Genomic DNA, 12,831 nt, shown 5'->3' with positions numbered 1-12,831 from the left:
GGGCAATAGAGCTCAAGCCGGTGCCCCGGCTTTGTAACGGGAGACAGAGATGAACTGGAAATCCACGGCCACGGCCGCCGCGTTGGCGCTGCTCGCATCCACGAGCCTCGCCAGCGCGGAGGGCGCGCTCAACATCTTCAACTGGGGCAACTACACCAGCCCTGAGATGATCAAGAAGTTCGAGCAGAAATACAACGTCAAGGTCACCATCACCGACTACGACTCCAACGACACGGCACTCGCCAAGGTGCGCCAGGGCGGCACGGGCTACGACATCGCTATGCCCTCGCAGAACTTCATCCCGATCTGGATCTCTGAAGGCCTCGTGCAGGAGGTCGATCCCTCCAAGATGGAGAACTTCAAGAACGTCGCCAAGCAGTGGGCCGACCCGCCCTTCGATCCCGGCCGCAAATATTCGGTGCCATGGGCCTGGGGCACGGTCGGTGTCGTGGTCAATACCGACGTCTACAAGGGTGACATCAACACCTGGGGCATCATTTTCGACACGCCGGCCGAGCTGAAGGGCAAGACCAATGTCGTGCCCGAGATGAACGACGTCATCCACGCCGCCCTTCGCTACAATGGCGGCAAGATGTGCGACGGCGACAAGGCGCTGCTCAAGAAGGTGCGCGACACCCTGGTCAAGGCCAAGCCGAACTGGATCGCCATGGAATACAACACAATCGAGAAGATGGGTGCCGGCGACTTCAAGGCTTCCAGCGATTGGAACGGCTCGGCCTTGCGCCAGCGCCTGGGCCACCCGCAGATCCATTACGGCTATCCCAAAGAGGGCGTGCAGCTCTGGAGCGACAACATCGTCGTGCTGAAGGAAGCCAAGAATGTCGAGAACGCCAAGCTGTTCATGAACTTCATGATGGATCCTGAAAACGCCGCCTTGAACTCGGCCTTCCATCGCTATGCCAACGGCATCGCCGGTTCGGAGAAGTTCATGCCTGCTGACATGAAGGACGCACCGGAGGTCAATGTGCCGGAAGAGGTCATGAAGACCGCCGAGTTCTCGCATGCCTGCCCGCCCGAGGTGACCGAGCTCTACAGCAAGATCTGGACCGAGCTGCAGAAGTAAGGGCCGCATTTCGACGCATCAAGCCCTCTCCCTCTTACAAAGGGGGAGGGCCCTCGACATTCCCTCCTTTCGCTCCAGCCGCCTCATTTTATCGATCATCATGCCTCTTTCAGCCTTCGAAACCGCCTACGGCTTTCGCCGTGATGCCGTACAGCTCAGCAATTGGCGCCAGGCGCCCTGGAATGTCTGGGCCTTCCGCAACGTCTCCGAACTGGTGCCGACTGCGCGGATTGCCGCCGAAGCCGCCGGGCACGAGACGCCGGACGCCGATCCCTCCGGTCTGCTGCGTGAAATCCTGACGATCGACGGCGACAGCCGTTCCCTCGCCGACATCCTGGCGCAGACGTCCACCGACGCCCTGGTGGTGATGAAGGCAGGCCGCTTCGTTGCTGACTTCCACGCCCCGCACTTCACCAGCGCGAGCCGGCACATCGTCTTTTCCATCTCCAAGTCGCTGACCGCGATCCTCGCCGGTGTCGCAGAGAACGAAGGCCGGCTCGATCCCGAAGCTCCTATCGTCGACTATGTGCCCGAAGTCGCCGGCTCGGCCTTTGCCGATGCCAGTGTGCGCCACCTGCTCGACATGCGCGTCAGCCTCTCTTTCGAGGAAGCCTATCTCGATCCCGCCGGCGAATTCGCTCGCTATCGGCGTGCCACCTTGTGGAATCCCTCGGCGCCGGGTCAGGATCCCGGAACGTTGCTCGGCTTCATCGCCTCCATGCCCAAGGGCGTTGGTGAGCATGGCGGCCCCTTCCGCTACCGCTCGCCCAATTCCGATCTGCTCGGCATCGTGGTCGAACGGGCCAGCGGCGAACGCTACGCCGATTACGCCTCCTCCCGCTTGTGGCAAAAACTCGGCGCCCGCCAGGATGGCACCGTCACGGTCGATGCCGGGGGCACGGCCCGCGCCGCGGGCGGCATAAGCATGAGCGCGCGGGATCTTGCCCGTGTCGGCGAAATGATGCGCCAAGGCGGCAGCTTGGAGGGCACCCGTATCGTCTCGCAGGCCTGGGTCGATGACACCTGCCGGGGCGGCAGCAGCGAGGCCTGGCAGCGGGGCGACTTCGTGCATCTGCTTGGCCAGGGCCGCTACCGCAATAAATGGTATCAGACCGGCTATGCCAATGGCGCCTTCCTGGCCATCGGCATTCATGGCCAGTGGCTTTATGTGAACCCGGCCACCGAAGTGGTTGTTGTCAAGCTGTCCTCGCAGCCCGAGCCGGTGGACGATGCGACCGACAAGCTCAATCTCCAGCTATTCGAGGCCCTGGCTACGAGGGTCTAAGGGTATGGCCGGCCGGTCTGGACGGGCTCATCGCCTCGCAAGACCGGTCGGCAGCCGCACCGCCACCAGCCAGAACACCAGGCCGCACGATGCACCCAGCGTGCCGAAACCCGTGGCATTCATGGCAAGATCGGGATCCTCTGACAAAATCTGCGCGGTGCGGATAGTCTCGAAATACGCGGCGACAGCAAAAGCCGCGGCTGCGGCGATGTAAAGCCAGGGCGACCTCCATCCAATCAGTTGGACGGCTCCCCTGACAAGCAAGGCGGGAATGACGCCAAACATCGCCGTCAGCGCGGCCAGAGTCGCGACTGGGGTCTCGACCGGGAAGGCTTCTTGCAGATTCAAGGGGAAGAGCTTTCCCCCTTGCAGCGCTGCCACACCGACGTGAACCAGCGCCGCCATGAGCGAGGCCAGGGCAATGCCCAGCAGGCTGAAAGCCAAATAAAAAAGCAGAACGAGCGCCGGATGATCGCGTGGCGGCCATAGGGTCAGATCCTCAGTCATTCACACCCCGCTCGCACTGGCCGATCAAGCCTCCTCATTCTATGCCAGACCACAAAGGGATGAGCCGTCCCGTCCCGCGCGGCCTCCCGTGAATTCACAGCAAAATCGCCTCAGCCGACACCTCGCCCGTTCCTGGTGCGCGATGGCCCCTGGCCAGCCGCGTTCATGCCGGCCGCCACGAGCATTGCATCCTCCTTTCTCTTGTTGTACGTTTGTTCAATAAGAAAGAGCAATAGCCGCGGCGGAGGATGCTCGGCACCGGGAAACGTTTATACCTGCCCTTGCCGATCATCCGATCTTTCGCGGCCGTGCCTGTGCAGCCAGAGAACGGAAAGACACCATGCCTCTTCATATCGGGACGCGTTGTATCGCCGCCGCCACCCTGTTCTTCATTGCCATGACCGGGGCCGAGGCGGCTTCCATCCGCGTCAGCCTTGCCGCCGAGCCCTATCCGCCTTTCGCGGCCAAGGATGCCGAAGGGCGATGGGCCGGTTTCGAAGTCGATCTCGCCAAGGCCGTGTGCAAGGCCGCCAAGCTCGATTGCGAGATCGTGCAGACCGCCTGGGACGGCATCATCCCGGCGCTCAATTCAAACAAGATCGACGTGATCTGGGCCTCGATGGGCATCACGCCGGAACGCTCCCGGCAGGTCGCCTTCACCATTCCCTATTATACCACCCCAGCCCATTTCGTCGGCGCCAAGGGCGATAGCTTCGACTTCTCGCCCGGCGGCCTGAAGGGCAAGACCGTTGGCGTGCAGACGAGCACGATCTATGCCGATTATATCGCTCGCGCCTATCCCGAGGCTATCGTGAAGACCTACTCGACCCAGGATGCCGCCAATGCCGATCTCGTCGCCGGCCGGCTCGATCTCGGTCTGGCCGACAGCATTGCGCTGGCCGACTTTCTCAAGGGTGGGGATGGCGAATGCTGCGAGGTCAAGAACATACCCAAGGACCCGATTTTCGAGGGGGGTATCGCCGGCGGCCTGCGCAAGAGCGATATCGACTTGAAGGCCAAGCTCGATGCGGGCATCACTGCCGTTTACAAGAGCGGTGAGTTCGACAAGCTCGCCAAGACATATTTCAGCTTCGATATCGGCACGCCGCCCAAGGATTGAGGGCGTCAGGCCGGTGCCGGGAGAAAGCGATCCGGTTTGACCTCAACCTCGCCTGCACCGCCCCGCCCAGCCAAGCGCCCCCCCCGGTTCAACCGCGAAACCGCGGAAGTCCGCCGGCGTCAGCTGATCGAGGCGGCCATACGCGCCCTGGCCAAGGGCGGTATCGCCGCCTTTACCATCGACAGCATCTGCAAGGAAGCCCAGGTCTCGCGCGGCCTGATCAACCACCACTTCGGCAGCCTCGACGATCTCCTGGTCGAGGTCTACCAGTCTTCGCTCTACGAAAGCGTCAGCGAGCATATCGCGCAGGCCCGCCGGCAGCGGGAAAACCCGGCGCAGCGCCAGCCCGAGACCGTCCTGCTCGGGCTGGTGCGCTCCAATTTCCAGCCTCGCTCCTTCACACGCGACAATCTCCTGGTCTGGCTGGCGCTCTGGGGCGAGATCGCGGTCAATGACAAGCTGCGCCAGGCCCATCGCCGCCTCTACGAGGCTTACCGCAGCGAGTTGGCCCTCGAAATCACCGCCATCGCCGCCCATCGCGGCCGGCAGGTCGATGCCGCCGGGCTCGCCCGCAATTTCATCGCCTTGGTCGATGGCCTCTGGCTGGAATGGTGTCTCGACGACAAGGTGGTAACCCCGGCCGAGGCCGAGGAAGCCAGTCTCGGCCTGCTGGAAAGCGCGCTAGGTCCCTTGCGATAGGTGCAGGACAGATCAGGCCGGTATCGGCCGTTCCCGGCGCGGCGCGATCTCGGCCGCCGGCCTGTCGAACTCGCGAGCCCAGCGATGGCCGGCATGCACCGCATCGGCGATCGACGAGGGTGCCAGGCAATCGCCGACGCGGGTAACGGAACGGATGCCGGCCGCTTGCCATTGCCCCGTCATGGCCGTGAGATCGCGATAAAGGCTATCCTCCGCCACCCGCCCGGTGACCAGGATGAGCGTGCCGAATTCGTGCCTGCGGATCCGCCCGGTATAGACACAAGCCAGTTCCGCCACGCCATTGGCAGCACTAGTGAGACGTTGACTGAGCAGCGGCCTCACGCCGAGTTCCAACAAACGCTTCTGGATGAAGAATTGTTCGTCGGTCATCACTGTCCAACTCGACAGCATGGCCGCCGGTGTCACCAGATACACCTGGTGACCTTCCTTGCTCAATTTCTCGGCCAGCGCACCGCCGACGGCGTAATGCTCGTCATCATAGATCAGCACCGGCCCACTGATCTCGGCACCGGCGAAGACGTCGTCGGGCGTGAGTATCGCGCCGGCACCGAGTTCCACCGCTTCCTCGCCAAGACTCCCGATACCGTCGCGCCGCCAGCGGCTGCCGGTAGCCAGCACGACATGGTCGGCCTCGAGCGCCAGAATATCCTCGGCGCTCAACCGACTTTCGGGAAAGAGGTCGATGGCCGGGAGCTTGCCGATCATATGCAGGCGATAGTCGCGCACGCGGACCCAACTGGCGAGCCCGGGCAGGCTGGATTCGCGATTGATGCGCCCGCCGAGCTTGCGCCCGGCCTCGGCCAGCATCACCCGATGGCCGCGCCGCCCGAGGGTGAGGGCGCATTCCAGGCCCGCCGGGCCGCTTCCCACCACCAGCACGCGCGAGGACGATGCGGCCGCCTCGATGCGCTCGGGATGCCAGCCGCGGCGCCATTCTTCGCCAATGGTGGGGTTTTGCGTGCAGCGCAGCGGCACGGCCTCGTTGTTGGCCGAGCGGCAGATGTTGCAGCCGATGCATTCACGGATCTCGTCTTCGCGGCCTTCGTCGATTTTCCTCGGCAGGAAGGGATCGGCGATGGAGGGACGGGCGGCGCCGATGAAATCCTGGATGCCGCGCCGGATCTGGCTCACCATGCTGTCGGGCGAGGTGAACCGCCCGACGCTCACCACCGGCTTGGTGGTGAGGCCCTTGACGAAGCCGACATGCTCCTCTTGGAAACCCTCGTCGCTGAAGCGGGCGGAGCGGGAATCATTGCCGAGCGAGCCGGAGACGTTGACGTCCCATAGATCCGGCAGCTCTGCCAGCATGGCCAGGATTTCCCGACCTTCCCCTTGCGAGGTGATGCCGCGGGACCCGTGCAATTCGTCGACCGACAGGCGCACGGCAACCGCGCAGCGATCCCCGACGGCCTCATGCGTGTCCTCGATCAACTCCCGCAGCAGCCTGACGCGATTGGCGAGGCTGCCGCCATATTCGTCCCCGCGCAGATTGAGGCGGGGCGACAGGAATTGGAACGGCAGATAATCGTGGCCGGCATAGCAATAGACAATGTCGAAGCCGGCCCGTTTGGCCCGCAGGGCTGCGTCGCGGTGCCAGGTTCGGAAGGCCTTGATATCGGCCTTGTCCATGGCGCGTGCGCTGCCCGGCTGTGGAATCAGGGCCGGACGGGCCGACGACGCCAGGATCGGCTCGCGCGTGAGGCGATTATTGGCATGTGAACCGCCATGCCACAGCTCCACGCCGGCCAGGCTACCATGGGCATGGATGGCCTCGACGGTGGGCATGAGCGCCCTGATATCGTCCTCGTCCCACAGCGTCAGAAAGCCGAACGGGGAATCGTCCGAACTGGGGTGAATCGAGCAATATTCCGTGCAGACCACGCCCCAGCCGCCTTCGGCCTTGATGCCGCGCAGCTTGGCGCCGCTTTCAGGCTTGAGATAGCCCATGCCGGTGGCGTGCGGCGTCTGGTAGAAGCGGTTGGGTGCGGTGACTGGACCGATCCGAACCGGCTCGAACAGGATGTCGTATCGCGGATTGCGGGGCATCTCGGATCAATCTCTTGTTGAACGATTGTACAACAAGAATAGACTTTTTACGGCAGAACGCAAGTTACCTCCGGCGCCCGGCCGAGATTCAGGCTAAACGTGGCGACCAATCTATCGGGGTGGGGTGGCTAGCCCCTCAAAAGGCGGTCGGGCAGTCGTACGGCCACCAGCCAGAACACCAGGCCGCACAACGCGCCCATCAAACCGAAGCCGAGGGCCACGCCGGCAAGTTCGGCGCTCCCGTTGGAAATCCATTCGGTACCGAACATCAGATAGACCGAGCCGACGGCCGCGACGATCGCGGCCGCCGCCATATAGGGCCAGGGCGCCTGCCAGCCGAGCAGATGCATGAGGGCGCGGGTCAGGAGTGCCGGCAGGCCGGCGAGCAATGCGGTCATATAGGCCAAGGCACCGATCAGGGTCGGGACATCACCGGCGTCACTGAGACCGGCGTCGGACCGGACCATCATCGCGCCGATATAGGTCAGGGCCGCGGTGAGCGAAGCGAGGGCGATACCGATAAGGCTGAAGGCGAGGTAGACGAGAAAACCCAGAACGGGCCGGGGTCTCGGCGCCACGGGCGTTGCATCGGCGATCATCGTCAATCGTTCCCAAACCTGTTCAGCTTGCCGTGGGTGGAGAGACCGTTTTCGCCGGCTTGACCGGATCGGGTCGGCGGATCTTCCCGGTTTCCGCCAGCTCCTTGAGCTGCACCAGCGAGATCTCCTCGAGTGCACCTATGGCCTTGTCGGCCAAGAAATAGCCGGCCCAGCGCTTGAAGGTTGTATCCAGCGCAACATCGGTCGCCCATTCAAGCTCGGTATTGCCACTGCCGCCGAGATCGAAACGAAAGCGCCCCGACAGCCAGTCGGGGACATCGACGGCAATGGCAACATGCCGATCGGCCTCGCTCTCGACGATTTCGAGCTGGCCGAGGATCTCCAGCTGCCGATCGGATGCGTTGCGAACCAACCAGATCTGTTTCTGGCCGACGCCGGATGGAGGCCCGCTGATCGTCGCCGGGCCGGCCTGATCTGGTCGTTGCGCCGGATTCGTACTGGTGAACAGCCACCACTGGTCGAAGGTTTTGAGGTCGTTGATCAGGGCGAACACGGCGGAAGGCGGCCGGCCGATCTCCATCTTGCGATAGATGCTGGCATGGTCAGGTAGAAGAGAGCCTCCGCCGTAATAGGCCAGGAGAATGCATCCCAGGATTCCCGCCAACCACGCCAGAACCCGCATGCGCTCTTCCTCACGTCTCCACGATGCGGGCGCGGCGATGGGCGCGCAACAGGCCCTGGATGGCTGCGGCCGTCTCCTCGATCGAACGGCGGGTGACGTCGATCATCGGCCAGCCGCGCTGGGAGAATAGGCGCCTGGACTGGGCGATCTCCTCGGCCACCGACATGCGATCGGTGTAGGTGTCGACTTCGTGGTGGGGGCTGAGCGTCAGCACGCGGTTCTCGCGGATCTGCACGATACGTTCGGGCGAGGCGAACAGGCCGACAATCAGCGGATTTTTCAGATGTTCGACCTCCGGCGGCAGGGGCACGCCCGGCACCAGGGGAATATTGGCGGTTTTCACTCCACGATGAGCCAGATAGATCGAAGTCGGCGTCTTGGAGGTTCTGCTGACGCCGAGCAGCAGCACGTCGGCTTCGTCGTAATCGGTCGGCATCAGCCCGTCATCATGCATCATCGTGTAGTTGAGAGCGTCGATGCGGCGGAAATAGTCGGCATTCAGCACATGCTGGGCACCGGGCTTCACCATCACTTCGGTGCCGAGATAGGATTTGAACAGGTCGAAGATCGGCTGCAGTACCGACAGCACCGGAGCGCCCATTTCGCGGCAGCTACGCTCCAGCCGCTCCGCCAGTTGGGGCTCAACCAGGGTGTAGAGCACCACACCCGGATTGGCTTCGATCTCCGCAATGGTGCGATCGAGATCGCGTTCGCTGCGCACCAGCGGGTAGATGTGTTCAAGCGCCGAGACCGCCGGATATTGGGCAGCGACGGCTCGCCCGGCCATGATCAAGGTCTCACCGGTGGAGTCCGAAACCAGGTGAAGGTGGAAGAAGCTTCTTGTGACCATGACAGGACCTAAGCAGAGTTTCCCGGCAAGGTCCACAGATGGGCTTCGCCGGAAAACGCCGAAATGGGTTGGTAACTTTCGGATTGGCGTGGGACGGCATTGTGGACAAGTGGGGACAGATGAAGCGCCTTAACCCGATCTTAAGAAGGCCTGTGGAAGAGTCCGATTTTTCATCAACAGGCTGATTGCTTGGGATGGGATTCCGTACGCTCGGCTGCAAAAGACTCATAAGCCGCTAAGTGCGAGTCTGCGCCCTCCCCCTTGGCTTGCTGCCATCGCCTTGATTCAATGGCCGGAATCCGCGCTGTTTTTTCCGCATTTTTCATATCGAATTTTTGGCGGCCTTCCGATGTCGCCTGTGAATAGATTGTGGACGGCGAGGAAGCACGGTAAACGAGGCGTTAAGAAGAAGGAGAATGAAGATTCATATCTCTCTTTTTTATTTTCTTTGGCGGTAGGCTGGATCGGGTGAATTCTTTCGCCGGGCTGGATTTCCGAACGCCCCTCTCGAATGGATCCGATACGCCAGCGACGTTTCAATCTTTCAGCAGGGCGAGCCAATCGAGGTTCCGGTTCGATCCAATGCCCTGTTTGGTGTTGCCCGGAGCAAAGCGCGTTTTGGTGGAAACGCCCTTTTGCTCTAGATCACTGGTTGGACGCGTCTTTGCGATTTGAGGTGATTCATTCAAACCACAAGACGCTTTGGAAAGTCTGACCGATATGACCAAACCTCTCCTCGACGTCCTTGCCGGCAAGGCCCAACCGGTACCGCCAGTCTGGCTGATGCGCCAGGCGGGACGATATCTGCCGGAATACCGGGCTATCAGGACCAAGGCTTCGAGCTTTCTGAATTTCTGCTACACGCCTGATCTCGCCGTGGAGGCGACCTTGCAGCCGATCAGGCGTTTCGGTTTCGATGCCGCCATTCTGTTCTCGGACATTCTGGTGGTGCCTGATGCCTTGGGGCAGAAGGTCTGGTTCGAGGAAGGTGAAGGCCCGCGGCTGGAGCCGGTCACGGACCTTGCCGGATTGGCCAAGCTCAAGTCCCGCGTGGATCTCGAACATCTGGCGCCGGTCTTCGAGACGATCCGCCAGGTCAAGACGGCGCTCCCGGCCGATGTGACCTTCCTCGGCTTTTGCGGGGCACCCTGGACGGTGGCCACCTATATGATCGCCGGCCGCGGGGTGAAGGACCAGGTGCCGGCCCGCCTTGCCGCTTATCAGGATCCGGCCTTCTTCACGGCTCTGATCGACCGGCTGGTATCGGCTTCGATCGATTATCTCGCTGCCCAGCTTGAAAATGGCGTCGACGCTGTCCAAATATTCGACAGTTGGGCCGGTATTCTCCCGCCGGATGAGTTTGTACGCTGGACGATCGAACCTAACAGGCGCATCGTCGACGGTGTCAGGGCGCGTCATCCGCAAGCCCGTATCATCGGTTTTCCGCGCGGCGCCGGATCCTTCTATCGCAATTATGCCGAGGCCGTGGCGGTGGATGCCGTCGGACTCGACTGGGCTGTTGATCCGGCCTGGGCCGCGCGCGAAGTGCAGCCGTTGAAACCGGTGCAGGGCAATCTCGATCCGCTTGCGCTCGTGGCAGGTGGCGATCCGCTTAACCGGGCACTCGACCGTATCCTCGAAACCCTTCCAGGCAGACCCTTCATCTTCAACCTGGGACACGGCATCGTGCCGCAGACCCCGATTGCCCATGTCGAACAGATGCTGAAGCGAATCAGGGGCTAGGGTTGCTAGTATCCAGTCCTGTTTGAATAGACGATGGACTGGCGACAGCCCATGCCGCAAAGCAGCCTTCCCCCGATGAGGAGAAGGGGCGGCAGCACCAAATAGCAGGAATGACGTGATGGAATACGGCGGTACGGCCTATGATCTCGTAAAGGCGGGGCACATTATCGCCGTGATCGCCTGGATGGCAGGCATGCTCTATCTGCCGCGCCTGTTCGTCTATCACGCCGAGGCTGCCAAGGGTTCGATCCAGAGCGAGACCTTCAAGGTGATGGAGCGTCGCCTGTTGAAGGCCATCATCAATCCGGCGATGGGCGCGACCTGGATTTTCGGCCTTCTCCTGGTGTGGTCGTCCGGTTTTTACCGCGCGCACTGGTTCGAAGCCAAATTTCTGCTCGTGCTTTTGCTTTCGGGCGTGCATGGCTGGTTCAGCAAGCTGACGCGGGAATTTGCCGAGGACCGCAATATTCGCCCGGCGAAATTCTTCCGGATGATCAACGAAATTCCCACCGTGCTGATGATCCTGATCGTCATCCTGGTGGTGGTGAAGCCTTTCTGAGGATTTCACGTTTTCTAAAATTGTCCGTTTTTTCAGAAATTGACTCTGCCGATCGCTTGCCGAGGCCAGCGGCCGGCTGTATAAAGTGCTTCTCCTCCCATTGCAGGCTGGCGTCTCGAGGGTATGGGTATTGAACCCGGCCACGGCGCTGACGCAAGACCAAGTCTGGCGATAACAAGACCTGTTCCCCCCAAAGAATCCTTCTATTCGCGCTTTTCAATGCGCGTCATGAAACGAATCGATCCTCCCAACAAGGACCCCCATGCGGGAAATCAAACTTCAGGATCTCAAATCCAAAACCCCAATCGAAATGCTTGCCTTTGCCGAGGAACTCGAGGTCGAGAACGCCTCCTCGATGCGCAAGCAGGAACTCATGTTCGCCGTGCTCAAGCAGCTCGCCAATCGCGAGGTCGAGATCGTCGGCGAGGGTGTCGTCGAGGTGCTACAGGACGGCTTCGCTTTCCTGCGCTCGCCGGAGGCCAATTATCTGCCCGGCCCCGATGACATCTATGTATCGCCTTCGCAGATCCGCAAATTCGGCCTGCGCACCGGCGATACGGTCGAGGGCATTATCCGCTCTCCCAAGGATGGCGAACGCTATTTCGCCCTGCTCAAGGTCAACACGATCAATTTCGAAGATCCGGACAAGACCAAGCACAAGATCAATTTCGATAACCTCACCCCGCTCTATCCCAACCAGCGCCTGAAGCTCGAAATCGGAGACGCCACCAAGAAGGATTATTCCTCGCGCGTCATCGATATCGTGGCCCCGATCGGCAAGGGCCAGCGCGCTCTGGTGGTTGCTCCGCCGCGTACCGGCAAGACCGTGCTCTTGCAGAACATCGCCCAATCGATCACCGCCAACCATCCCGAATGCTATCTGATCGTGCTGCTGATCGACGAGCGTCCGGAAGAAGTCACCGACATGCAGCGTTCGGTGAAGGGCGAGGTGGTGTCTTCCACCTTCGACGAGCCAGCCGCCCGCCACGTGCAGGTCTCGGAAATGGTGATCGAAAAGGCCAAGCGCCTGGTCGAGCATGGCCGCGATGTGGTCATCCTGCTCGATTCGATTACGCGTCTGGGCCGCGCCTACAACACCGTCGTGCCGTCCTCCGGCAAGGTGCTGACCGGTGGTGTCGACGCCAATGCCCTGCAGCGGCCCAAGCGCTTCTTCGGTGCCGCCCGTAACATCGAAGAGGGTGGCTCGCTGACCATCATCGCCACCGCGTTGATCGAAACCGGTTCGCGCATGGACGAGGTGATCTTCGAAGAGTTCAAGGGCACCGGCAATTCGGAAATCATTATGGACCGCAAGGTTTCCGACAAGCGCGTCTTCCCGGCGATCGACATCACCCGCTCGGGTACCCGCAAGGAAGAGCTGCTGGTTCCCAGCGATATCTTGAAGAAGATGTATGTGCTGCGCCGCATCCTCAACCCGATGGGTACGGTCGATGCCATCGAGTTCCTGCTCGACAAGCTCAGGCAGACCAAGCTCAACGCGGACTTCTTCGATTCGATGAATACCTGAGATACATCAATCAGGATTGTCCAAAACGGCCCGGCAGCAATGCCGGGCCGTTTTGCTATGAGCACCGATTCGGAAGCGGAACAGCTCTGGAGCGCGGACATCCTGTCCGCTTTTCCTGTCCACAAGCGCTACAAATGGGAAGAGAGG

General features: G+C 61.6%; 13 protein-coding genes. 7 read left to right on the top strand and 6 right to left on the bottom strand.

Translation table 11 applies throughout. From position 1 onward, the window contains the following. Nucleotides 1-49 precede the first annotated feature (49 nt). Both ACZYTC_RS19255 and ACZYTC_RS19250 read left to right on the top strand, forming a co-directional pair. Nucleotides 50-1,084: an ABC transporter substrate-binding protein gene (locus ACZYTC_RS19255; RefSeq protein WP_441772204.1), complete on the top strand. Its 1,035-nt coding sequence runs from the start codon at nt 50-52 to the stop codon at nt 1,082-1,084. Between the two features lie 100 nt (nt 1,085-1,184). Continuing rightward, a complete protein-coding gene (locus ACZYTC_RS19250; RefSeq protein WP_434958900.1) occupies nt 1,185-2,369 on the top strand; it encodes a serine hydrolase domain-containing protein in 1,185 nt (394 codons plus the stop codon). Between the two features lie 27 nt (nt 2,370-2,396). On the opposite strand, the gene ACZYTC_RS19245 is transcribed toward ACZYTC_RS19250, so the two are convergent. Continuing rightward, nucleotides 2,397-2,876, bottom strand: a complete 480-nt coding sequence (locus ACZYTC_RS19245; protein WP_441772203.1) for a hypothetical protein — start codon at nt 2,874-2,876, stop codon at nt 2,397-2,399. A gap of 340 nt (nt 2,877-3,216) precedes the next feature. Between ACZYTC_RS19245 and ACZYTC_RS19240 the strand changes: the two genes are divergently transcribed. Both ACZYTC_RS19240 and ACZYTC_RS19235 read left to right on the top strand, forming a co-directional pair. Beyond that, a complete protein-coding gene (locus ACZYTC_RS19240) occupies nt 3,217-3,996 on the top strand; it encodes a transporter substrate-binding domain-containing protein (protein WP_454811564.1) in 780 nt (259 codons plus the stop codon). A 36-nt stretch (nt 3,997-4,032) separates the two neighbouring features. Further along, nucleotides 4,033-4,695 carry a TetR/AcrR family transcriptional regulator gene (locus ACZYTC_RS19235; RefSeq protein WP_434958904.1) on the top strand — a complete coding sequence of 221 codons (663 nt, stop codon included), beginning with the start codon at nt 4,033-4,035 and terminating at the stop codon, nt 4,693-4,695. Nucleotides 4,696-4,707: 12 nt separating this feature from the next. Here ACZYTC_RS19235 and ACZYTC_RS19230 read toward each other — a convergent pair whose 3' ends face one another. The 5 genes from ACZYTC_RS19230 to ACZYTC_RS19210 all read right to left on the bottom strand — a co-directional run bounded on the left by ACZYTC_RS19230 (nt 4,708) and on the right by ACZYTC_RS19210 (nt 9,415). Beyond that, the gene (locus tag ACZYTC_RS19230) at nt 4,708-6,762 is read right to left on the bottom strand and encodes an oxidoreductase (protein ID WP_488990303.1); all 2,055 of its coding nucleotides are present in this window, start codon (nt 6,760-6,762) and stop codon (nt 4,708-4,710) included. A gap of 128 nt (nt 6,763-6,890) precedes the next feature. Further along, nucleotides 6,891-7,361: a hypothetical protein gene (locus ACZYTC_RS19225; protein ID WP_441772199.1), complete on the bottom strand. Its 471-nt coding sequence runs from the start codon at nt 7,359-7,361 to the stop codon at nt 6,891-6,893. Between the two features lie 22 nt (nt 7,362-7,383). Further along, nucleotides 7,384-8,004, bottom strand: coding sequence for an SRPBCC family protein (locus ACZYTC_RS19220; protein WP_434958907.1), 621 nt, complete (start codon nt 8,002-8,004; stop codon nt 7,384-7,386). Between the two features lie 10 nt (nt 8,005-8,014). Next, nucleotides 8,015-8,854, bottom strand: a complete 840-nt coding sequence (locus ACZYTC_RS19215) for a pyruvate, water dikinase regulatory protein (protein WP_434958908.1) — start codon at nt 8,852-8,854, stop codon at nt 8,015-8,017. 285 nt (nt 8,855-9,139) lie between these two features. Then, nucleotides 9,140-9,415 (bottom strand): hypothetical protein, encoded by a 276-nt coding sequence (locus ACZYTC_RS19210; RefSeq protein WP_441772197.1) that lies wholly within the window; start codon nt 9,413-9,415, stop codon nt 9,140-9,142. Nucleotides 9,416-9,574: 159 nt separating this feature from the next. Here ACZYTC_RS19210 and hemE point away from each other — a divergent pair, with 159 nt between their 5' ends. The 3 genes from hemE to rho all read left to right on the top strand — a co-directional run bounded on the left by hemE (nt 9,575) and on the right by rho (nt 12,684). Further along, complete coding sequence (gene hemE / locus ACZYTC_RS19205; protein WP_441772196.1) at nt 9,575-10,597, top strand: uroporphyrinogen decarboxylase; 1,023 nt, start codon at nt 9,575-9,577, stop codon at nt 10,595-10,597. 118 nt (nt 10,598-10,715) lie between these two features. Continuing rightward, the gene (gene hemJ, locus ACZYTC_RS19200; protein ID WP_454811575.1) at nt 10,716-11,156 is read left to right on the top strand and encodes a protoporphyrinogen oxidase HemJ; all 441 of its coding nucleotides are present in this window, start codon (nt 10,716-10,718) and stop codon (nt 11,154-11,156) included. Nucleotides 11,157-11,418: 262 nt separating this feature from the next. Further along, nucleotides 11,419-12,684 (top strand): transcription termination factor Rho, encoded by a 1,266-nt coding sequence (gene rho, locus ACZYTC_RS19195; protein ID WP_434958912.1) that lies wholly within the window; start codon nt 11,419-11,421, stop codon nt 12,682-12,684. The last annotated feature ends 147 nt before the right edge of the window (nt 12,685-12,831 follow it).

This window comes from Labrys sp. F242 (assembly GCF_057813875.1).
Note: the sequence above shows the minus strand (reverse complement) of the source record. Positions and strands in the feature narration are given on the sequence as shown.